Source organism: Pedobacter humicola, assembly GCF_056490705.1.
Map to the genome: position 1 here is coordinate 180,078 of NZ_JBWJIG010000002.1, position 22,088 is coordinate 202,165.

The 22,088-nt window shown below is 43.5% G+C and carries 18 protein-coding genes; 14 read left to right on the top strand and 4 right to left on the bottom strand.

All coding sequences use genetic code 11. The features are described 5' to 3' along the window. The first annotated feature begins 4 nt into the window (after window positions 1-4). From AC04Q1_RS04370 to AC04Q1_RS04380, 3 genes are all read left to right on the top strand, one after another. Window positions 5-748, top strand: coding sequence for a 4'-phosphopantetheinyl transferase family protein (locus AC04Q1_RS04370; protein WP_478362172.1), 744 nt, complete (start codon window positions 5-7; stop codon window positions 746-748). 403 nt (window positions 749-1,151) lie between these two features. After that, complete coding sequence (locus tag AC04Q1_RS04375; protein ID WP_478362174.1) at window positions 1,152-1,751, top strand: GIN domain-containing protein; 600 nt, start codon at window positions 1,152-1,154, stop codon at window positions 1,749-1,751. Between the two features lie 203 nt (window positions 1,752-1,954). Further along, complete coding sequence (locus AC04Q1_RS04380; RefSeq protein WP_478362176.1) at window positions 1,955-4,228, top strand: GH92 family glycosyl hydrolase; 2,274 nt, start codon at window positions 1,955-1,957, stop codon at window positions 4,226-4,228. Between the two features lie 70 nt (window positions 4,229-4,298). On the opposite strand, the gene AC04Q1_RS04385 is transcribed toward AC04Q1_RS04380, so the two are convergent. After that, window positions 4,299-4,586, bottom strand: coding sequence for a hypothetical protein (locus AC04Q1_RS04385; RefSeq protein ID WP_478362178.1), 288 nt, complete (start codon window positions 4,584-4,586; stop codon window positions 4,299-4,301). A 176-nt stretch (window positions 4,587-4,762) separates the two neighbouring features. On the opposite strand from AC04Q1_RS04385, the gene AC04Q1_RS04390 reads away from it, so the two are divergent. Continuing rightward, window positions 4,763-5,032 (top strand): helix-turn-helix domain-containing protein, encoded by a 270-nt coding sequence (locus AC04Q1_RS04390; RefSeq protein ID WP_478362180.1) that lies wholly within the window; start codon window positions 4,763-4,765, stop codon window positions 5,030-5,032. Between the two features lie 273 nt (window positions 5,033-5,305). Beyond that, window positions 5,306-5,815 carry a PRC-barrel domain-containing protein gene (locus AC04Q1_RS04395; RefSeq protein ID WP_478362182.1) on the top strand — a complete coding sequence of 170 codons (510 nt, stop codon included), beginning with the start codon at window positions 5,306-5,308 and terminating at the stop codon, window positions 5,813-5,815. Window positions 5,816-6,255: 440 nt separating this feature from the next. Here AC04Q1_RS04395 and AC04Q1_RS04400 read toward each other — a convergent pair whose 3' ends face one another. Together AC04Q1_RS04400 and AC04Q1_RS04405 are read right to left on the bottom strand one after the other, a co-directional pair. Next, the gene (locus tag AC04Q1_RS04400; RefSeq protein WP_478362184.1) at window positions 6,256-6,465 is read right to left on the bottom strand and encodes a hypothetical protein; all 210 of its coding nucleotides are present in this window, start codon (window positions 6,463-6,465) and stop codon (window positions 6,256-6,258) included. Window positions 6,466-6,607: 142 nt separating this feature from the next. Further along, window positions 6,608-7,714, bottom strand: coding sequence for an endo-1,4-beta-xylanase (locus tag AC04Q1_RS04405; protein WP_478362186.1), 1,107 nt, complete (start codon window positions 7,712-7,714; stop codon window positions 6,608-6,610). 1,150 nt (window positions 7,715-8,864) lie between these two features. Here AC04Q1_RS04405 and AC04Q1_RS04410 point away from each other — a divergent pair. From AC04Q1_RS04410 to AC04Q1_RS04430, 5 genes are all read left to right on the top strand, one after another. Continuing rightward, window positions 8,865-9,134: a DUF3072 domain-containing protein gene (locus AC04Q1_RS04410; RefSeq protein ID WP_478362188.1), complete on the top strand. Its 270-nt coding sequence runs from the start codon at window positions 8,865-8,867 to the stop codon at window positions 9,132-9,134. Window positions 9,135-9,632: 498 nt separating this feature from the next. Further along, window positions 9,633-10,229 (top strand): GIN domain-containing protein, encoded by a 597-nt coding sequence (locus AC04Q1_RS04415; protein WP_478362190.1) that lies wholly within the window; start codon window positions 9,633-9,635, stop codon window positions 10,227-10,229. 250 nt (window positions 10,230-10,479) lie between these two features. Further along, on the top strand, window positions 10,480-10,878 hold the full coding sequence (locus AC04Q1_RS04420) for a VOC family protein (protein WP_478362192.1): 399 nt from the start codon (window positions 10,480-10,482) through the stop codon (window positions 10,876-10,878). A 347-nt stretch (window positions 10,879-11,225) separates the two neighbouring features. Further along, window positions 11,226-11,795: a Crp/Fnr family transcriptional regulator gene (locus AC04Q1_RS04425; protein ID WP_478362194.1), complete on the top strand. Its 570-nt coding sequence runs from the start codon at window positions 11,226-11,228 to the stop codon at window positions 11,793-11,795. 78 nt (window positions 11,796-11,873) lie between these two features. Beyond that, window positions 11,874-12,737, top strand: coding sequence for an SDR family oxidoreductase (locus AC04Q1_RS04430; RefSeq protein ID WP_478362196.1), 864 nt, complete (start codon window positions 11,874-11,876; stop codon window positions 12,735-12,737). Between the two features lie 112 nt (window positions 12,738-12,849). On the opposite strand, the gene AC04Q1_RS04435 is transcribed toward AC04Q1_RS04430, so the two are convergent. Next, window positions 12,850-13,518: a hypothetical protein gene (locus AC04Q1_RS04435; RefSeq protein ID WP_478362198.1), complete on the bottom strand. Its 669-nt coding sequence runs from the start codon at window positions 13,516-13,518 to the stop codon at window positions 12,850-12,852. A gap of 549 nt (window positions 13,519-14,067) precedes the next feature. On the opposite strand from AC04Q1_RS04435, the gene AC04Q1_RS04440 reads away from it, so the two are divergent. The 4 genes from AC04Q1_RS04440 to AC04Q1_RS04455 all read left to right on the top strand — a co-directional run bounded on the left by AC04Q1_RS04440 (window position 14,068) and on the right by AC04Q1_RS04455 (window position 22,039). Next, complete coding sequence (locus tag AC04Q1_RS04440) at window positions 14,068-15,411, top strand: serine/threonine protein kinase (protein WP_478362199.1); 1,344 nt, start codon at window positions 14,068-14,070, stop codon at window positions 15,409-15,411. A 46-nt stretch (window positions 15,412-15,457) separates the two neighbouring features. Continuing rightward, window positions 15,458-16,411, top strand: coding sequence for a hypothetical protein (locus AC04Q1_RS04445; RefSeq protein ID WP_478362201.1), 954 nt, complete (start codon window positions 15,458-15,460; stop codon window positions 16,409-16,411). Between the two features lie 95 nt (window positions 16,412-16,506). Then, window positions 16,507-17,952 (top strand): PP2C family protein-serine/threonine phosphatase, encoded by a 1,446-nt coding sequence (locus tag AC04Q1_RS04450; protein WP_478362203.1) that lies wholly within the window; start codon window positions 16,507-16,509, stop codon window positions 17,950-17,952. Continuing rightward, entirely contained in the window at window positions 17,939-22,039 is a 4,101-nt protein-coding gene (locus tag AC04Q1_RS04455; protein WP_478362205.1) for an FtsW/RodA/SpoVE family cell cycle protein, read from the top strand. Before AC04Q1_RS04450 ends, AC04Q1_RS04455 begins: the two co-directional genes overlap by 14 nt. The last annotated feature ends 49 nt before the right edge of the window (window positions 22,040-22,088 follow it).

Here is a 22,088-nt window from a genome sequence, read left to right on the forward strand (position 1 = left end):
AGTATTGAAAAACTATTATCTATACTGCGGGGATATCAATCTCAAACCCTATAACCGGCCTCCCGACAGATCTGAAGGAATGATTAATATCTGGACAATAGATATCAATGCTCTGCTCCCTGGCCTGGCAGGGCTGAAGCAATTACTAAATCAAGAAGAAATAGTCCGTGCCGCACGTTTCAATCAGGAAAAAGATGCGCAGCAGTTTATCATTACCCGTGCTGTATTAAGGATACTGCTGGCAGATGCACTGGCTTTGGATCCAAAGGAAATTGATATTACTACCGCTCAAAATAAAAAACCATTCCTTGCCAGGTACAACGGAGTTCATTTTAATATATCTCACTCAGCTAACCGGGCTGTGATTGCCATTGCAAAACAGGCGGTAGGAATAGATGTGGAATTCCTGAAAACCGGTTTTGAATATCAGTCTATCGCAGAATATGCATTCTCGGAGACAGAATCGGTCCATCTACAGAAAAGTAATCATCCGCATTTGGAATTCTTTCGCCTGTGGACCAGGAAAGAAGCTTTTCTGAAAGGTCTGGGAACTGGCTTGATCGATGACCTTAAACTGATCAGCTGTATAGCGGCCAGCAATGAAATTCCAGCGGTGATTGGGACCGTAGCCTGCGACTGGGAAGTGAACACCTTGGTACTCGGGCCCGCTTATATCTTGAGCATAGCATTTGAGCGGGCTTTCTCCTTCCATCAAGTCAACCTGTTTGATTTTTCTTTTGATGCCTGAGGACAGCGGCAAACACGGAATGCATCAAGAAAATACCTTTGGAATGTGCTCATGAATATAAAAATGCCAGGATTAATCCCGGATTCCCCAAGACACCAATGCCCATTCAAAATGTTTAAAACGGCCTGTTCGATAATAGATAATATGTGATTTAAGCAACACCTTTTGTCTTGAAGAATCTATGAAAGCATATTGTTAAAGTATTGCTGTATTGGAACACCTCCATAATCTTTTAAAACCGGTATAAAAGCATCCCTATTGGCCGATTTATAAAAGCTGTTCGTCGAGAAATACACTGCGTTGGTATAAAGCGCGAAAAACCGCTGCAACGTTTTGCCCCTACCAGCGTCTCATTATCAAAACAACCACAAAAACATTTTTTAAAAATATAAATAACAGCATTATGAAAACTTCAATCACAACCCTAACAAAATCTTTATTGGCAGCTGTAGTATTAAGCGCTTCAATTTTTTCCGCTACTGTATCTGCAGAAGAAAAACAACCTGTTAAAATTTCTGCTCCAAAAAACTTCGACAAAGTTGTGGTCAGCGGAAACGTAGAAGTTACCCTGATCCAGAACGGCAGAGAGGGCGTTAGTTATAACGACGACAATACCGGTAAAGTAAAAGTGATCCAGGATGGATCGGCCCTAAAAATCACTTCAGCAGATAACAGCCCTGCAAAAATTACCGTTTATGTAAAAAACATTTACCGAGTACAGGCTTCGGATGATGCTGTTGTAAAAACCGATGGCAAACTGGATGTAAAATATCTTCAGGTATTTTTAAAAGGAAATGCCCTTGCGCAGATCAACGCTAAAACAGAAAGTTTATATACCGTAATGGAAGAAAGCGCAGATCTAAAATTAAGCGGTTCTACTCAAACCCACAGTTTGGTAATGGGAAGTACACCAAAATTAAACCTGGATAAATTTGCTGCCTTAAAAACAGAAATCAACTCACCGGCAACCAGCACAACACAAACTGCTTCATTATCAAAATAATCAGCCAAAATATAATGCTAAAGAGCGATGGAAATAATCCATCGCTCTTTTTTTGTTCATCCAGTGCCTGTTAATAAATCGTTTTACTTATTTTTACCTCATATAAAAAAATCTACATCACGAATAATACATTCAAAGTGGATGGATAGCCAGATATCTTTCCAAAAAATGTTATTTTGCCGCGTCCCATGGAAATTTTAAAGATGAAAAAATATACCTACGCATTACTCAGCACCATCTGTCTGCTTGGCATCTGCATCAATCCTGCAAATGCTCAAACACAAAAACAACCTGTGGACTATGTCAATCCATATATCGGCAACATCAGTCACTTGCTGGTACCCACCTACCCTACGGTGCATTTACCCAACAGTTTATTGCGGGTTTATCCGGAACGTGATAATTTCACCAGCAATACCGTTGATGGCCTTCCTGTTGTTGTAACGAGTCACAGGGGAAGCTCGGCTTTCAACCTGAGTCCTTTTCAGGGCGATTTAAAAAATGCCGGCAGCGTTATCCCTTATGGCTACGACAATGAGGTGATTAAACCTTATTATTATCAGGTCGATCTGGACGACTACGGCATCAACGTACAGTTCGCCCCTTCACACCAATCGGGGATTTATGCCCTCCACTTTTCGCAGGTAAACCTTCCCGCCTATCTGGTTTTGAATACCAGAAACGGAGAGCTGAAGGTTGACCGTAATGTAGTGAGCGGTTTTCAGAAACTGGGCAATAACACCAAAGTTTACCTTTATTTAGAAACCGATTTAGCACCGGTTGAATCAGGAACCCACAAAGGTGAAACCATTGATTCAAAGGAACAGTCTACTTCCGGACGCGATGCTTATCTTATTTTAAAATATTCTGCTAACAGTAAACAGATCAAAGCCCGTTATGGCATCTCCTTTATCAGCGTAGAACAGGCGAAAAACAATCTCCGTCGCGAAATCAAGGATTATAACCTGGATCAGGTGGCACAGACCGGAAAAAATATCTGGAATGCAACGCTAGGAAAAATTATGGTAACCGGAACTGACGAAACAGCCAAAACCATCTTTTATACTTCTCTTTACCGCACTTATGAACGCATGATCAGTTTATCAGAAGACGGGAAATATTTCAGTGCATTCGACGGGAAAGTGCACAGCGACAATGGTGTTCCTTTTTTCACTGACGACTGGATTTGGGATACCTATCGGGCAACACATCCGCTCCGCGTGATTATCGAGCCTAAAATGGAAGGCAATATGATTAATTCTTATCTGCGCATGGCCCAACAGATGAAAGACCATTGGATGCCTACCTTTCCCGAGGTAACTGGCGATAGCCGCAGAATGAACAGCAATCATGGCGTGGCCACCATCATTGATGCCTACAATAAAGGTTTGAGAAGTTTTAATCTTGAAGAAGCCTACCAATATTGTAAAGCTGGCATTACCGAAAAAACTTTGGCACCTTGGTCATCGAAAAAAGCAGGTGTTTTAGATCAGTTTTTTAAAGATAAAGGATATTTCCCCGCTTTACCTGCCGGCGAAAAAGAAACTGCTCCAGAAGTTCATGACTTCGAAAAACGTCAACCTATAGCGGTAACCCTGGGTACGGTTTACGATGAATGGTGCCTTGGCAATATTGCCCAACAATTGGGCAAAAGCGATGAGGCAAAATACTTTTTAGATAAAAGTTCAAGCTATCATACCGTATTTAATACGGATACCAGATTTTTCCACCCAAAAGATGCGGATGGCAAATTTATTAAACCGCTGGATTACCGGTTCTCCGGCGGACTGGGTGCAAGGGAGACTTACGACGAAAATAACGGCTGGTTGTACAGATGGGATGTACTGCACAATCTGGGCGATCTGGTAAACATGATCGGTGGCAAACAGGCCTTTGTTGATGAACTGGAAAAAATGTACAATACCCCGCTTGGAAAAAGCAGATACGATTTTTATTCGCAGCTGCCCGATCATACCGGCAATGTAGGGCAGTTTTCTATGGGGAATGAACCTGCTATGCATATTCCTTATCTGTACAATTACGCCGGACAGCCTTGGCGTACGCAGAAAAGGGTCCGCAGTTTACTTACCCAATGGTTCCGTAACGATTTAATGGGTATCCCAGGTGATGAAGACGGCGGCGGCCTGACCTCTTTTGTTGTATTCTCAGAAATGGGCTTTTATCCCATCACCCCTGGATTACCGATGTATGTGATCGGTAGCCCAACATTTGCCAACGTAAAACTGGATTTGGGTAACGGCAAAAAATTTGAGCTGAACTGTATCAATTATGCCCCTGAAAATAAATATATCCAATCGGCAAAACTGAACGGACAGGTTTGGAACAGATCATGGTTTTCCCACGAAGATTTAATGAAAGGCGGAAAATTGGAACTGGTAATGGGCAAACGTCCGAACAAACTTTGGGCTTCTGACGACAGCTCTCTTCCACCGTCATTTAAAATGCCTGGGAAATAAATTAAAATCAGAATATCAATGCGGGAATAAGCCGGTAAATGGCGAAGGCCTTCGGAATATTTCCCGCTTTTTAAAGAAAACGCAGTACCAATTCCTCCCACTCCTCATCTAAAGAAACCTGGGGGCGTTTCTCTCCTGCTTTTGCATACCAGTAATCGGCATTCCAGATATCACCTTCTTTACGGTGCAGGTAAGCATGGATCCGGGCCGAGGCGCGGTCATTTAAATGATCCACCTGATTGTGGGCGGCATTCCAATCCCCTTTTGCATCATACCATAACGCCCGCAACTGGACAGATAGCCCACTATCGGGACTATCCTTTTCTAACGACAATTTAAATTCTGCTATGCTTTTCATGAATCAGTGATTTCTATTTAAGCGATTATACAAAATAATCATAGAATTTTTCTGCATCAAAACATTTCGCTGCTGATTTGTAAAAACAGGCTTAATGTTTAATTTTGCGACCGCAATTAAAATTAGGCCTTAAAACGGTTCTAACAGATCTTATACTTAAATAATATATCCACAAAATGGAAGAAAACGATTTTGTTTCCATCTGGCTTCAGGAAACCGGAAATCCGGCAATTGAGAAATTAACAGAGATGAACCAGGAGCTTGCTGCTAAAACTGGCAAAACGCTAACTGAAAAGGGTTTATCAGATCACGATCTTGCCAATGTACTGGATATTAATCCGGATGAAATCAAAAGATGGTTGATCGGTAAACATCCTTTTAGTGCCAAAGTTTTGAGAGAGATTGCTACAGCTTTAGATCATGTCTCAAAGCCGGAATTTTCGTAAACCGTATTGAAAACCGCATTGCAAATAGAACGTAAACCGCGTCAAAGGCATCTCATAAAAAATTATTTTCAGCGGATATCCTGTTCATCTGCCGGTAATGCAACCTGTTCACAAAGCACTATAAAACAACAATTTACAACAGCCATTACACTAAATTACCATCTTTTTTGCTTGTTCATATTTTTTAACTGCCTTATTTATTCAAAAACCATCTCTACCTAAACTTGTTGTAAAAGTGGACGCAATAGTAATGTCCCTTTAAAAAAACAAGTTATGGATTCAGGAACAATTGTATATAGTAATTTAGAGGAGCTCTCAAAAAGTATTTATCAATTAACCGACGGTGAAGCGGATATTAAAGGCTGGCCTGTTAGAAATGAGGCCGGAGATGCAGTAGGCAAAGTACGCGACCTGTTATTTGATCCCGAGCAAAATGCGGTAAGATATGTTATCGTAGAACTTGCAGATTTGGGAGAAGATTTAGAAGAAAAAGCCGTACTGATCCCCATCGGTCTTGCCGATCTAGGAGAAGACAAAAAAGAAGTTATCCTACCGGATATTCACCAGGACCAGTTCAGGGCAATGCCCCGGTACATTATAGGTGAGGTTACCCCTCAGATAGAGGACGAGATCCGTTCGGTGATCGGGAGCCCTGCAGCGTTGCGCATGGAAGATGAAATTGTAGAGATCGACCGTGCGAACTTTTACCGCCACCACCATTTTGACAAAAAGAATTTTCCAGAAGGAAATCCCCGCAATCAGGATTCCGGTACAGAAATTTAATAACACATAGTATAAAGTTGTAGCTGCACACGCATCATCAACTGTCGAATAATTTTAGGTTTAAACGGGAACTGTCCATCAGATGGTTCCCGTTTTCTTTAAAGCCACTTGCCTTGCAGATGCGAAGCCGGTAGACTTGATCATATAATGCCCTCCGCCGGATACCATGGAAAAGTAATAACTATTCAGATTGCTACCGTTACTTGTATTTTCAGAGACCAGATTCATTAGTGTATTGACATCTGATGGAGAAAATATACGTATAGCTGTACCATAGCGACAGTAACATCGCATGCTGGGTCCCCGTCCTGATAGTCGTTGGGGTGCGTATGGATATAACCTTTCGTGTTTGCCGTTGGCGCAGCACTAAGTGCATCGTTACCATCATTTGCTAGGGCACTGTAGATTCCATCCTTATTCCTCATAACCATTTTCTTTCTTTAAGCTCCTTTTCCCTTTAGCTCAGTTACTTTTTCCTTGTAAAGGGGATTGATCGCCTGTAGCACTACCCCGACGTAGTCAGGATTGGTGTTACCGCAATATTCTCCACCACCACCAAAAGTGCCGGAACCGCTAACCCGGACCACTACCGGAACCGGTGCCGCCGGCCGATGCAGACGGACAGGTACGGTATTCATAATAGTATTCAACCGCAGTATAACATCCGTCACTATCGTGATGCTCTGTGTAATGGAAATAAATGGTTGCTCCTGCACAGAAAGTTGCAGGAAAGCTATAAAACGTTTCGGCAACCGGACCACACGTCCCTTGAAAAGATCTATAAATGCTGTGCTAGAATTGGACCACTTTCCAATAAGCCTTTTTCGGCTGCAGTTCACGATCAAACAACAAGGGGTAATTTTTGCGGCCCTTTACAGGAAAGTTATCCAGCCAGCTATATCTGTCAGACAGGTTCCAGAATGTGACCCCATTAAGCTTACCCCTCTTGTTACGGAATATAGTGAAAAGTTTACCATACTGGTCGGCCTGGAGTTCCTGCAGCTCGCGGGTAAAACCGGGCTGGCCTGTTTTAGAAGAGTTCTTCCCTAAATCGCCATCAGGATAAACAGAAACATCAAGTTCGGTGACCTGTACTATGAGACCCAGGGATGCAAATCGATCTATTGAAGAAATCAACATTTCCTGTGATGGGTTTTTTATAGACCAGTGACCCTGTAACCCGACCCCATCCAGGGGCACCTTGGCATCTTTCAGCTTTTTAAGCAGCAGATAGACCCGCTCCCTTTTTTCAGGAGATTCAGTATTATAATCATTATAAAATAAAAGAGCCTTCGGATCGGCATCATGCGCAAACTCAAAAGCCTTAACAATGAAATCCTCACCACATATCTGATACCATAAAGAATTACGCAGAAACTCTTTTGGATTGTCGGAGATGGCTTCATTGACTACATCCCATGCATAGATTTTCCCTTTATAACGCCCGACTACCGCATAGATATGTTCTTTCAAACGTTCCAAAAGCATTTCTCTGGAGACGCGGCTGCCGTCCCTATTTTTAAACATCCAATCGGGCACCTGATTGTGCCAGCACAGGGTATGCCCCCGCACCCTTAGGTTGTTCTTCTGAGCAAAGGAAACGATAGCATCTGCCCCTGCCCAGTCGTAACGGTTTTCTTCAGGATGGACCGGCCCCATCTTCATCACATTTTCTGCTGTCAGGCTATTGAAATGTTTTAGGATTAGAGCACGTTGGGCAGGATCTTCAAGCTGGAAGGGTGTCACGGCCGCACCAACGGGAAAGAAACTTTTATAATAATCCTTTAGCCCTTTTTCCCTACCACCCTTCCCTTGTGCGAAAACACTGAACGTAACCAAGCTCAACAGGCAGAATGCGGTAAACCGGAGTTTGAAAAAATTTATTTTAAATGGATCCATTCTTTTTTAATTATGATTTAACCGAATCTATCCGCATCCCGGAAAAAACGGGGGCATCAACCTAGAGTAAATTTAAGTATTTTTCGATAAGATCACCTAAAAGAAGCACCGCCCAAAGTTTTTATACTTACAATCAGACTTTGGCGTGAAAACGTTGCTCAGAAAATTATGTAGATGAAATATAGATTGTCCCTATTGATCCTGATCTTTTCTGTTTCTTTGATCAGCTGCAAAAAGATTCAGAGAAGTGCCCCAACGATCGACGATCTAATGCAAAATGGTACAAAGTGTTTCTTGTGGTATGGGTACTGCTAGCAATTATCATTGGTGCTTTGAAGCCAAACAAAATTGAACAATATCAAATAAGTACTTCAATCTTTGCTAGCGTTGTTATACTTGGTTTGTTTGGCTTAATCAGGATTCTAGTTCGCTGGAATAAAAATAGAAATAAAGCACCAGATACTTTATCGATAAAATTTTCAATATGACCTTTCCAACAATCCCATGATGAGCGCATTCGAGAATTCAGATGTGAAATTCATATCCGATTATCTTCAATACTCTATGTTTAAAAATAATATAGATGAAATGACCGCAAAGGAGTGCGCAGACTTATTAGCGCAAGGTAAAGTTTTGTCAAATAAAATTGGGCCTAAACCAGGCTTCAATTTTAGACAAATGCTGAGGGATGGAAGGGATAGCAAAATAGATCTGGTATTAGGTGCACAACAGAATTGTCCAAGAGCTAAGTGGACAATAAAAAGAATTAAATCTTAATAAATGATAGATAGCATTTAACATAGGAAAGCCTGATCAGTATAATAAAAACTTTAACCTTGTTATATAGTCGAGATATTGATTGTGTGGGATTATCAATGAAAATAGTTTCCTTGTAAATACCAAGCATGCAGGTGTTTATCAAAGCGATATCCTGTCACATCCATTAGCCATGTCTGTGACAGCAAGCATTTTTGAACAATCAACGCCGCGGTATATCTGATTTTCAGAATGTGCTGACTTCAAAAATGAGCTCTGAGAAAAACGTTTACATTGAGGCTCTTGAAGACCGCTATATAGATACCCTCCAGAGGAATAGATCAAACTTTAATTGATCCCGGGTTGTTTAACTATCGTATTAAAAATAAATCTCATGTCTTACAACGAAAAAAACAATAAGCCACAAGGAGATCAATCCGCAGGCAGTATCAATAACGGTATAAATGGTGATAACACGATTAAAAATCCCGATGACTGGACTACCGGTGATGAACCGATGACAGGAGCACAGGGATCCTATTTAAAGACGCTTTCTGATGAAGCCGGCGAGGAGTTTGATGGCTCGCTAACGAAATCCGAAGCTTCAAAGCGTATAGATGAACTCCAGCATAAAACGGGCCGCGGTTTAGATACAGATCGATAGTTATATAAAACCGGAATAAATAAATTTGATTCGGTTTTAGTTTTTATACCTTAATTTTCGAGCTGCTTTTTCTAATGAAAAATGTGGTGCTATGCTTGCATATTGAAATTATATTAATAAACTTACTGAAAGGGTGTTAGAGTTAATAAAACCATCGAATACTCGGGATAGCTATAAGTTTCTCTATTCATCTGTTTTAAATCCTTAGTAATCTCAACGCTTGAAGGTTTGGCTTCTGGAATGCCTTTAAATCCAAGTGCACAATAGTTTGAAGCTGCTTGAGACCAGCTTTTACTGTGGCATACCTCTTATCATACCTTTAAAGGGCTAACTAAAGACTATAAATAAATCTTTTGTTCGCCCGATTTTAAAAGCTGTTCGTCGACAATATTACAGCGTTGGTATAATACCCCTGATACTGCTGAAACGTTTCTGCCTTACCGGAGTCTTATCATTAAAACAGAAACAAAATATTATAAAATATAAAACAACAGCATCATGAAAACCTCAATCAAAACCCTAGCAACATCTTTATTCGCAGCAATCGTTTTAACTTCATCGATCTTCGCTAACACAGTATCAGCAGATGAAAAACAACCTGCTAAAATCTATGCACCAAACAATTTCAACAAATTGATCGTAAGCGGAAACGTAGAAGTTACATTGATCCAAAACGGCAGAGAAGGCGTAAGCTATAATGACGACAATAGCGGAAGGGTAAAAGTAATCCAAGATGGATACGCACTTAAGATCAGCTCTGAAGATCAAAGCCCTGCTAAAATTACCGTTTATGTAAAAAATATTTACAGGGTACAGGCATCAGATGATGCTGTGGTAAAAACAGACGGTAAGCTGGATGTAGCTTATCTTCAGGTATTTTTAAAAGGAAACGCTGTTGCGCAAATCAAATCAAATTCTGAAAGTTTATATAGCGTAATTGAAGGCCACTCAGATTTAAAATTATCCGGCGCTACCAAAAACCATAGTTTGGTAATGGGCAACACCCAAAAGTTAAATTTAGATAAATTTACAGCATTAAAAACTGAAATGAACACACCAGAAGCCATGACACAAACTGCTTCATTGGCTAAATAATATCCTATATTTTATTGAAAACAGGCTGATCATTGATGAAATGACCAGCCTGTTTTTTACAGACTACTTTCTAATTCTTTTATTTATAGACATTTACACTTTATCCTTCAATTCTAATCTGAAATAAAGACTTTACAAACATCAGATTTTTGGCACGAATAACGCCATCAAATGTCGCGCCTGCACCCTAAATTTATGATGGGCAAGCTATAAATTTGAAAGAACAATTTCTAAAGTAAAACATCATACAATGAATTCAAAACAAAAAATATGGGCTAATTTTAGCGTAAAAGACGCAAAGCGCACCAATCAATTTTATGCACAACTGGGCTTTACTGCAAACGGACAATTTAAAGATCCTAAACTGGCCAGTTTTCTTTTTGGTGAGGACGGATTTGTTATTCATTTTTTTGAGCAGGGATCGCAGATAGATGAATTTTTGACGCCGGGGTCAAAAGAAAACAGTGAAATTATTTTTACAATTTCGGCAGAAACTGAACAGGAAGTCAATGAATTTGCAGATAAGGTTAAGAATGCCGGCGGCAATATTATTAAGGATGTAAAACGGGACGAAGCCAATTATTATGGTTTTGCTTTTACCGATCCTGACGGCCATAAGTTCAATGTACTGTTAATGGATAATATGTAATTAATTATGGTGCTTAAGTCTATCTGGTTGAAAATAAAAGATTCAGAAAGATGACAGTTGTAAGCACCTCACGGGACAGGTTTTTAAGATTCATCCCGGGATTTTTAATGGTGAAACCACCCCAAATATAACCCTTGAATAATTTAACAGGGTGTCTTCCAATCAGGTGACATCTTGTTATGATTATAAAATTTATAACTATTTTTGATATACATATGTAAAATAGGCTCACTATTCCTATATGAGTTTATTTTTTTTTGCATAAACACTAACCTCATATGTTTACGGAATTTCATTTTTTACCATTTGGTAAATGAAGCACTCCTGGTAAACACTATATTTCGCTTATGAAAGCGCTAATTGATCTCATTCTGCAGTTTGGGGACCTGAACAAACAGCAGATTGACCTTATTCTGAGCAAGGCCAAGACTCTTGAACTTAAAAAGGATGAATATTTTTCAGAAGCGGGCAAAGTGCCAAGGCATGTCGGGTTTGTATTGGAGGGTGTATTCCGCTTTTGTTATTACAACAATAAAAGTGAGGAGATCACCAATTATTTTATCGACGAGGGCAATTTTGTGGTGGATAACCAGAAATTCGAATTACAACTGGAAGCCTCCGAATATGTACAGGCGGTTACCGACTGTAAGGTACTTATTTTTACGAAAAAGGATTGGGATGATCTCTCCAATACCATCATTGGTTTTGAAATGATCAAAGCCAATGTGGTTAAGAAATGTCTGATGGTGGCGATGGAACGGAGAAGCCCGTTGGTTTCGGAAGATGCCACCAGTCGTTATTTATCTTTCATTGAAACCTTTCCGACACTTGTTAACCGCATTCCCCTTTCCTACGTGGCTTCCTATCTGGGCATCACCCAGCAATCGCTGAGCAGGATACGGAGAAATATCCGTTAAATTCACTTTTTACCAAATGGTAAATGTTTTTATCTTTCTGTTGCCAACATTTGCTTTATTCATTTAAACAAAAAGAAGATGAGCAAAAAAATCGTATTGATAACAGGAACAAACAGTGGTTTTGGCTGGCTTACGGCCCATAGCGTTGCCGCATTAGGACATCAGGTTTACGCGACCATGAGAGATACAAAAGGTAAGAACGCTGAAAAAGCAAAAGCGCTGTCGGCGGTGGAAAACGTGACGGTTTTAGATATTACCCTCACCGATGATGAAAGCGTTAAGCAAGCAGTTGACACAATAACCGCTAAAGAAGGAACTATTGATGTGCTGGTGAATAATGCCGGTTTTTCGATGAACGGTGTAGCGGAAAGTTTTACCACGGCTGATGTACAGGCCGTATTTGATGTGAACGTTTTCGCTCCCTGGAGATTGATTAAGCAGGTATTGCCGGCAATGCGAAAACAGGGAGAAGGGCTGATCATTAATGTGACCAGCGGATTTGGAAGGTTCTCTTTCCCATTCGCTTCGGTATACAGCGCTTCCAAATTCGGCCTGGAAGGATTGAGCGAGGGCCTTCATTACGAAGTCAGGCCTTTAGGGGTGGATGTAGCCATCGTTGAGCCAGGCGCCTTCCCTACTGAAATGTCGCAAAAAACAAATCCAGCTTCAGATGCATCGGTTTATGAGGGCTACAGTGCTATTGCTGATGTTCCTGGCAAAATGATGGCCGCCATCGGTGGGCTGATCCAAGCCCATAATCCCAACCCGCAGGATGTGGCAGACGCCATCGTTAAACTGATCGGTTTAGAAAAAGGCAAAAGACCGTTAAGAACGGTTGTAGATCCGATCACGGGGGAATTTATTGAAGCCACGAACCAGGCTATTGCAGTGCAATACGGTAAGGGTTTAACGCTATTTGGAATGGGAGAATTATTAACTTAAGGAGTAGGTACCTAACAGTTTTTTGAGGTGTCGCCTTTAAAGTTGGATAAAAACTTTAAGGCGACATTTCATTTTCTGGATACGTCCTCTTTTTATTTTAGCCTATTGGAAGCTAATTAAAGATCTGCCCTTCCTGGTAGTCATGGTCTATGCGTTCCAGTTTACCGGCATTAAAGTGCAATTTTACCGTTGAAGATCCGGTCACGCTTGCGCTCACAAAATCGGAAAATGCAAACTGCCAGTCATTGTAATTAACCAGGTCGGGATCAAAGGGCTTATTTAGAGGTTTATCCGATAGTACAAACCCGTAAGTGGCATAGGCTGGCAACTGATGGATCTTTGCCAACTTTGCGCCCAAGCCTGAAACAGGATCATCGGTTTTGATCGCAGTATCATCAGCGGCACTCTCGGGCCATTTGGTCACATTAACGGTAAGTCCGCCACCAGTTGCAATCTGCTGCACTTTATCTCCTGTAAAAAGCAGCACTACACGATCCAAGGTTCCGGTATCGTTGTAAACGGTAAGTGCGTAATAATATGGAAGAAGTTGCGCGAGACTTGCAGGAGAACTGTAAGGCTTGCGGCCGACTATGGCCACATTCTGAAAGTCAAGTGTCGGCCCGGCATTCTTAAGCTGGGCGAATACCTCGGCATGGGAACTTCCGATTTTAATTCCCCATTTTTCTCCTGTGGTAATGGTCTCTGAATAATCGCCCTGTTTATCTTTTTTACAGCTGCTGATGAAGAACAAGAGTAGTACTATTGGCAGTAATTTTTTCATTAGTGGTTTAGGTGTTAAATTTATAGGTAAACGCAGCCCCCCTCCCTGCCGCTACACCTTTGGTAAAAATAAAAATTTCAGTTCTGATTTTCCAATCTTATTATCCTGCAAATTATGGCACAATAATAGCTTCGCTAACAGATATGAAAAATACCTACTTTATTTTTGTTATATCAATCATTCTTCTTACCAGTTCATGTTATACTTCCAGGACTGCCGGAAACAGTGGGAAAGTCCCTCCCGGACAAGCAAAAAAAGGCACCCCCTCTAAATCCGCCAAACCCTTTGCTCCCGGTCAAAGAAAGAAGTATTAAACCGGGAAAATAACATTTACTGATCTCAAGAGCTTGAGCATTAAATTAAACAAGGGATCATGTCCCTGGCGGCCTTTCATATTGATGCAGAAATTGCCAGCTTAATGAATGATGGGCTAAACCGGCCGGAATTGCCTATATTACAGCAACGGAATAACTTCTTATGCCACCCTTGAGCTTATTAAATTTAATATTTGGCAACAAAAAAAAACTATAATTGTTATTCAGAAGAACTATGAGCAAAGTATTTACAATTACAGAAGGGCTGGAGAATTTAGGAGCGCTGCGAACGGGTGGACAGGGATCGGTATATAAGGGAAAGCGGATAGGAGCAATCTATTCCGCAGTTAAACTAATCCCTACTCCGATCCATACAGAGGACCGGGACGACAGGAATTACCGCAACTTTGAAAGTGAGGTATCCAAGCTGCTAAAGGTAAATGAGGATCCCAGTCCGAACGTTGTAAAAATGCTCAGCTTCGGCATAACAGAAAGCGGCTCCTTTCCATTTATAGAAATGGAATATATAGAAGGTCCTGATCTCTGTGAGCTGCTTCAGCCCCCGCACCAAAAGATATTCGCGTTAAACGAGGTCATAAAAGTTGCACAGCACCTCGCATCTGCCCTTGAACATTGTCATAAACTTGGCGTAAAACATGGTGATGTTAAAAGCAATAATGTTAAATACAATGTGCATACTTCAAACTATGTGCTGCTCGATTTTGGATTGGCCATTATGAGCGAAGAGCAGCGGAGAACAAGCATCCGGCACGCAGGTGCTGTGGAGTTTATGGCCCCCGAACAGAATGAAGGCAAAATGCTCCTGCAGACCGATGTTTACAGTTATGGCATAATCTTATACGAACTGTTAGCAGGTCAAGTCCCCTTTCCCCTGTCAGGAAATAGCGATACCGGACGCAATTCGGTAATGATCAGTCACATGGAAGATGAAGTTCCTGATGTAGTTGAGCTGCGCAAAGCTAACTTACCGGCAAGCTGGACAGGGGAACAGAAAGCCCGGGAAATGCAGGTTCCCGGTTGGCTCTTAGAGCTAATTGAAAAATGTCTGCAGAAAGACCCTATGCTCAGATACAGTGACGGAACGGAGCTGCATGAGGCGCTGGTGATAGGGAGCTTATCAGGCACGGAAAAACCGGTCGACAACGCGGATGTCGTCCTGCTCGAAAATGAAAACCGGGCATTGCGTCAACAGGTAGCAGACTTAAAGAATGTACCACAGGGTCCAGAAAGAAAAGGCATACTGGTGCCTTATTTTGCTTTTGCCCTGATGGTAATATCAATTATAGGATTGATTGCTTTTCTGGGATATTCCCGGTTGGACAGCAAGCCACAAGCTCAACAGGTTGTCCTTCCCACTGATTCCCTCCCCCCTGCTGTTGACAGTTCAGCGATCGACAGAAAGAGATTGGCGAATAAGCGCAGGGCGGCCGAAGCGGCAGCTACAAAGCGTATGGTCGATAGCGCAATAAACGCGGAGATCGAAAGAGCAAGAGCGAAAGCTGCGGATAGTACCGAAGACCTTAAGCCTGATACTTCGGATAAACCTGTACAATTTTAATTTTTCTAAAAATTACCATTAACCCGCCGCACAGGCATTGTAACTTATGGACACAAAATCAAATTTCTGGCAGCGTATCGGTATTCAGGACTGGTTTCTAACTGATGAGAACAAGAGCAGTAACCGGAAAGCACCGCAACTTACCCCGGAAATGATCTATAGCTTTATCGTGGATAAATTTAAGGAGTCCATCAAAGCTTTATCATTTGCCGACCGGGTGGTTTTTTATCATGAATTCATCATCACCTTCAACGCGGAAGATTACCGGGAGTTCATCAATAATAAGCAGGGGATTTTTGGATTGATCGTACAGGAAACCGTGAAAAAATTCTACGCGATCTTAAGAGAATACCGGCAGGCAGGCAAAACAGTAGAGCCATCAGGTTCAAAATGGGTGTTCCGGCTGGTATCGCACCCGGATTACGCAAGGGGCGACAAGGGTTTTATCGGAAAACTGTTACCCGACAATAATCAAAAGTCAGAAAACCTGCGTGTAACATTTATTCCCCGCCAAACCGGTATCGCGCAGACTTTCGATATCAACAACGATATTTTAAAGGGTTTCACCTATTACAGTGAAGGTTATATGGAAATCCCCTACCAGGATCAATTGGAATACCTCGATGGTGATGCTGCCGCGCCTGTGGACCGGGCCGTGATAGGCAGGCTTGAAGCGGTTGTTCCTGACAGGCAGTTTTCGGGCAAAAAAATCGAGTTCCTCATTAAAACAGAAGACACGATAGTATCAGGAAATGATGATGTGCGCGAAGACGCCAATATTTTCAGGATCGCCTCGGAATGGACCAATTCCCCGCATCTGCACATCCGTTACAACAAATCGGACGGTAACTTTTATTTAGCTTCTTTTGGCGAAATTACCACCTTGAACGAGGAATTGGTACAACGGAGTGAAATCAATTCCCCGCACTGGGTTCCCTTGCCGCTCAATTCAAGGATGCTGCTCAACGGGATAATCGGCATTAACCTGTTTAAATCATAAGCACATGTCGCAACTCCTATCCGTTCTGCTTTTATCACTGGTCGTTGCGCTGATGATAGTTCATTTTAAAGACATTAAAAATTCCCGGAATAAAAATGGATAAACACTTTTTTGGCCTCACAGATACCGGCAGATCCAGAGACAACAATGAGGACACCTTCATTGCAAGGTCCATAACCGACGATCAGTTGATCTTAGCTGCGGTGATAGACGGCGTCGGCGGCTATCATGGTGGCGAAGTTGCCGCTGATATCGTAAAGGAACAGATCTCGGCACAATTCTCAGATCGTCCCAACGACCCGGTTTCACAAATGATCAAGGCCTTCAAAACCGCGAATGAAGTGATCGTTGCCAAAAAGCAAACAGAAAAGGACCTCTCGGAAATGGCCTGCGTAGCGACAACAGTGATTGCGGATATTGAGAACAATCAATTTTATTTTGCTCATGTCGGCGACACCAGATTATACCTGTTGCGGGATGGATCATTGATTAAAATCTCAAAAGACCATTCATTCGTAGGTTTTCTGGAAGATTCGGGAAGGCTGGATGAGGCTGCCGCCATGCAACATCCAAAACGCAATGAAATCAATAAGGCTATCGGTTTTAGCGATCAGATCGCCAGTGATGACAGCTATATTGAAACCGGTCAGTCTCCTTTCCTGCCGGGCGACCTGTTACTGTTATGCAGTGATGGGCTGACTGATATGGTAAACATCCAGGATATCACCACTTTGCTCCTCCAGGGAGATACACTTTCCAGCAAAGCGGGCAATCTGGTCGCCCTTGCCAATGAAAACGGCGGCCGTGACAATATCACTGTTGTACTGCTGCAGAACAACAAAAAGCCTCAACAGGTAAATCCCACCAGACCGGTTCTGACCCAGCAGGCCCAGGTACCGCCGGCAGCAGAAAAAAATATGGCCATACCGCCAGCTGAAAGCCCAAAACCGGCAACCACTACACCGCGCAGAACAACCTACCGGTTTACCGCGCTGGTTATTTTATGCCTTATCCTTCTTGGCGCGGTCATATTCATGTACATTGAAAACCAGCACCTGAAAGCCCCTGGTCCACCGATGGTTTCATCACAAAAAAAAGCAGCTAGAAATAGCCAGGAGCAGTTATTGCAGGATGCCTTTGATCATACCACAGGTGACACCCTGATCCTGTCCGACTCGATTTTTAAAAGTCCGGTCTTGATCAGCGATACACTGCGACTGCGGAAAGATACCCTGTATGTTTTTGCGAACGGCATTGTACTGCAAGCCGACAGCGGATACAAGGGTGCTGCCATAAGCATGCTGGTCCAATCCAAACTTTTAAAGATGGACAGCATACAGTTTAAAGGCTTCGGCACCGCTATAGCCCTTTCAGACCAATCACTGTTGCTCAAAAACGTCACTTTCACCAACTGTATACTTCCTATCAGCAACAGCATCACTTTCCCGGATCAAGGGCCGGTAAATGCCGAACTGAAGAAACTTGGTCCATTTAAAAACACCACCCTTAAAACTACAGATCTAAAAAATGGAACAAAATAAAGGGGCTGTCAAAATAAGCCGGACGCGGGAACGGATCTTCATATTAGCTATAGGAACCGTCCTTGCGTTATTCTTCTACCAATTATATGCTGTCATTCAGCCCAGGTTCGCCGAAGTCGCGCCACGCCTGAAAGCGGGCACTATGGTAAACCTGAATGATGGAAAACCAGCTGAAAATATCCGGAACCTGCTTAAAAAGGGTTATTATTTTGAAGACCAGCGGGACATTGATCTTATCGAAAAAACTGTCGCGGACGCGGCCGCAAATACCCAGCGGCTCGACAATATCGGCGAGGTGAACAAGCGAATGTACTTTTTACTTGCGGACGAAGCCTTTGTAAAAGGGGGCAGCTCATTTAAAGCCAGGGTATTGGCTTCCCGGGCATTGCTCGGTTATACCGGTGATGATTCGCTCAGATTTGCACAGGAAAGGAAAAATCCCAGGCCATATCCGGCCTTAGCGGACATCGGCCTGGGTGGGCATGATATCAGTGGAAAGATTATAGAAGATGAAAAACCGGTTGCAGGTGTACTGGTCCGTCTGGAAATGATTTTGCCGCAGGACAGTATCTACAATGACGAGCAAACAGAAGAGACCAAAAATATCACTGAAAAAGCAGACGGCATTACAAAGGTTTTCACTTTGGACCCGGCCGGTAAACGGAAATTGCAGCAGCTCACCGCCTATGCCCGCTCTGATGGATCCGGGGTATTCACTTTTGCAAAGTTGCCCGACAACCAGGCGTTTAAAATATTGCCCTTAAAGCCCGGTTTTCAGTTTGGCGCTTCCAAGGGGTTACAAAGCCTAAATGATAACGCCTTTTTCTCTTTTGAGCAACGTCCGCACACCCTAAAGCTTTTTTCAACCAGGGATTTCAATATCCTCAAAAAGGAAAAATCACTGATCATCAGGACACCCGAAGAATTCAACAGATGGTTTATCATCATCTGCACAAGCCTTATCGGCGGGTTTTTACTCATACACCTTGTTCTTTCATGGAAATTCAGCACTACCGATCAGATCATACTGCCGGTAGTGATGCTGCTTACCGGCATTTCTTTCCTGACCCTGCTGAGTTTGCAGGATCCCCTGCGCGACCGTTTTCTAGCCAAAGATTCACTCGTTTACCTGCTCATGGGTTTTGGGGGCATCCTGTTGATGCTGTGCATCAAACTGCGGGGTTTCAATCCCGACACCCGGATTTATCGTCTGTTGATATTTAAGAATATCCGATCGGCGGCAAACGGATGGCCATGGGCCTTAGCTTCCATTGGATTGCTATCTCTCACGATCTTGTTCGGAACCGGGCCCGAGGGAAGCGGTGTCAAGGTAAATCTGTTCGGCTTCCAGCCTAGTGAGGTGGTGAAGTACCTGACCCTTTTTTTTCTAGCGGGATTTTTTGCCATAAACGAGAAACTGATCAGTGAATACACCAGCTGGAAGAAAAGATGGTCTTTTTTCTCATTCGCCTTATTGGCCATATTGTTGACGCTCATGCTCTTTCTTATATTGGGAGATCTTGGCCCGGCGATGGTTGTATGCTTCACATTTATTGTTCTGTTTTCTTTTTCCAGGGGCGATTTCATGTTTATGGCAGGAGCAATCGTATTGTACGTGGTGGTGTCATGGATTTTTCACAACATTTGGATATCAACGGGGATAACGTTGTTTTTAGTGGGCGCGCTGATGTTTTACCAGCGCAGGCAGCTCAGCGAATCCGCTGTCATGGTGCTGGTGATCATGTCCGCGTTTTTAACGATCGACCAGATCCCCTACCTGGACCGGGCCTTTCCTGGACCGGTGCAACGTCTGGGCGACCGGAAAGCAATCTGGCAGGATGCCTGGAACAATGAAGTTTACGGCGGCGACCAGGTCGCCAATGGTCTGTGGGCAATGTCCACAGGTGGCGCTACGGGCCAGGGCATGGGTGAGGGTTTTGCCAAAACCATACCAGAGGCACACACCGATATGATCTTACCCTCGATCGGGGAAGAATTCGGATTAACGGGAATGTTATGTATCTTCCTGCTCTTCCTGTTGTACCTGCACCGCTCAATTGTTATCGGCAGGCGGTCCGGATCACCTTTTCTTTTTTATTTAAGTGCGGGAATCGGCGTATCCACCTTTGTCCAGTTTGTGCTCATTGCGGGCGGATCTACCGGAGCATTACCGCTATCGGGGGTATCGCTTCCCTTTCAAAGCTATGGGGGATCATCACTTGTACTGAATTTCTTAGCAGGGGGTTTTTTAATGTCGGTATCAGCGGTGAGGGGTACCGAAGTACAGATGCGGTACATCGCCAGAGCACAGGACAAAAACCTCGTGCCCGCTTTGCTGGCGGCCTCCCTGGGCATCGTATTGCTGGGGGTTAACGTGGCCGGCTATGTGCTCAACAACCGGAAATGGGTTGTACAGCCGGCGCTGGTAGCCGACCGTAGCGGAGCAAGGATGTTCAGTTACAATCCCCGCATCGCGATATTGATGAGCAGGCTGAAAGCTGGCACCATACATGACCGCAGGGGGATCCTGATGGCAACGAGTAATATTGACAGCGTGAAGGCGCAGCATTATAAGCTCATCGGTGCAGGGATCCCAGATTACAATCTCGATTCTGCCGTACACAAGCGCTTAGACCGGTATTATCCTTTCGAAGAGCAACTGTTTTTTTGGACAGGGGATGCGAATTCAGGCATATTCAACGGGAGTGTGAACGGCTATTTCGCAGACTACGAACACGCAGCGGAACTCCGTGGTTTCGAACTGCCTGTAAAGAGCTTCACAGTGCTTGCAAACCGGTATAGCGAAAACCGTTTCCTAACAAGGGGCGTCAGGGAAATGACGGTGGTCAAAAAAGATTACGCCGCACTTTCTCCATTACTCTTGGCGGGTATCAGCAGCAAAGAGGTGGAAGATTTTAAAAACAGGAACCGCGACGTACAGTTGACAATGGATGCCGGCCTGCAGACCAAGATACAAAAATCGATCGCCAGGGACACCTCGCTGTTGGATAACCGCGTTTCTGTTGTTATTATGGAAGCAGGCACGGGCGATGTACTCACCTCAGCTGTATATCCCCTACCGCCTATCCATGATTGGGAACGGTTGACCATGACCAATACCGAGCAGAACCAGCTTTCCGGCTGGATCACCACTGCCGACCTTGGCTTTACCAATTTTACCCAGCCGGGCTCAACCGCCAAGCTGATCACCGCTATGGCATCCTTCAATAAACTGGGCATGTCCGCTGCCGATAAGAAATTTCAGGTGGCCTCGTGGGAGCGCATCCGTACCAAGGGCCTCGAACCTGATGAGACCGGATCGATTGATCTGCAACGTGCGGTGGTAAAATCCAATAACGTCTATTTCATCAAACTCGCAAACCAGGAGCAGCTGCAGGAAAACATGGGCGAGCTGTACCTGAAAACAGGCATGTTCCTGCACGGGGCGGGCGGGTATTATTACAATAAGCCCAGCGAAAACAGTGCCCAGGAAGAAAAGTGGAAACAGCTATGGCGCAGGACCGAATTCAATACCAGACCAAAATATGATCCTGCCAACATCCGCAGGACCCGGGCAAAGGGAATTTCAGGCATGTCCTGGGGCCAGGGAGCGCTCATTGCAAGCCCTGCTGCTGTGGCAAGGATGGCTGCCGGAATTGCCAATGACGGAAATATGGTTGCCAACAGGTTTGTACTCAAGGTAAGTGACCAGGTGCAACCGGTAAAAACTGGTACGAAATTGGTGAGCAATCCAGCATACGCCAGGCTGATGCGGGAATATATGATCAAACAGAGCGCACCAAAAGCGGCAACGCTTGGACTGGAGGTTGCGGGCAAAACAGGCACGCCGGAGCGGATCTGGAAGAAAAAGCAGATCAATGATGGCTGGTACGTATTTTTTGCGCCGGCTGCGACCGGAAGTGGCCACATCGTTGTCTGTGTGCGAATCGAGGCAACCAAAGGCTCTTCAGATGCGGTGAGGTTGGCCGGTAGGCACGTAATCCCGTTCTTGAAAGAAGCCGGTTATATAAAAAGCATTGTTTCATCTGTGGAGACTGACAATAAACAGCCACTTAAGGTTCCTTGATTGATCAAATGATATATTTTAATTTACTTATCACACAGCCGAAACCACA

Excerpts from the sequence above, each read along its gene's own strand:
- AC04Q1_RS04375 (WP_478362174.1), top strand. The coding sequence starts at position 1,152 with ATGAAAACTTCAATCACAACCCTAACAAAATCTTTATTGGCAGCTGTA.
- AC04Q1_RS04380 (WP_478362176.1), top strand. The coding sequence starts at position 1,955 with ATGAAAAAATATACCTACGCATTACTCAGCACCATCTGTCTGCTTGGC.
- AC04Q1_RS04385 (WP_478362178.1), bottom strand. The coding sequence starts at position 4,586 with ATGAAAAGCATAGCAGAATTTAAATTGTCGTTAGAAAAGGATAGTCCC.
- AC04Q1_RS04390 (WP_478362180.1), top strand. The coding sequence starts at position 4,763 with ATGGAAGAAAACGATTTTGTTTCCATCTGGCTTCAGGAAACCGGAAAT.
- AC04Q1_RS04395 (WP_478362182.1), top strand. The coding sequence starts at position 5,306 with ATGGATTCAGGAACAATTGTATATAGTAATTTAGAGGAGCTCTCAAAA.
- AC04Q1_RS04405 (WP_478362186.1), bottom strand. The coding sequence starts at position 7,714 with ATGGATCCATTTAAAATAAATTTTTTCAAACTCCGGTTTACCGCATTC.
- AC04Q1_RS04410 (WP_478362188.1), top strand. The coding sequence starts at position 8,865 with ATGTCTTACAACGAAAAAAACAATAAGCCACAAGGAGATCAATCCGCA.
- AC04Q1_RS04415 (WP_478362190.1), top strand. The coding sequence starts at position 9,633 with ATGAAAACCTCAATCAAAACCCTAGCAACATCTTTATTCGCAGCAATC.
- AC04Q1_RS04420 (WP_478362192.1), top strand. The coding sequence starts at position 10,480 with ATGAATTCAAAACAAAAAATATGGGCTAATTTTAGCGTAAAAGACGCA.
- AC04Q1_RS04425 (WP_478362194.1), top strand. The coding sequence starts at position 11,226 with ATGAAAGCGCTAATTGATCTCATTCTGCAGTTTGGGGACCTGAACAAA.
- AC04Q1_RS04430 (WP_478362196.1), top strand. The coding sequence starts at position 11,874 with ATGAGCAAAAAAATCGTATTGATAACAGGAACAAACAGTGGTTTTGGC.
- AC04Q1_RS04435 (WP_478362198.1), bottom strand. The coding sequence starts at position 13,518 with ATGAAAAAATTACTGCCAATAGTACTACTCTTGTTCTTCATCAGCAGC.
- AC04Q1_RS04440 (WP_478362199.1), top strand. The coding sequence starts at position 14,068 with ATGAGCAAAGTATTTACAATTACAGAAGGGCTGGAGAATTTAGGAGCG.
- AC04Q1_RS04445 (WP_478362201.1), top strand. The coding sequence starts at position 15,458 with ATGGACACAAAATCAAATTTCTGGCAGCGTATCGGTATTCAGGACTGG.
- AC04Q1_RS04450 (WP_478362203.1), top strand. The coding sequence starts at position 16,507 with ATGGATAAACACTTTTTTGGCCTCACAGATACCGGCAGATCCAGAGAC.
- AC04Q1_RS04455 (WP_478362205.1), top strand. The coding sequence starts at position 17,939 with ATGGAACAAAATAAAGGGGCTGTCAAAATAAGCCGGACGCGGGAACGG.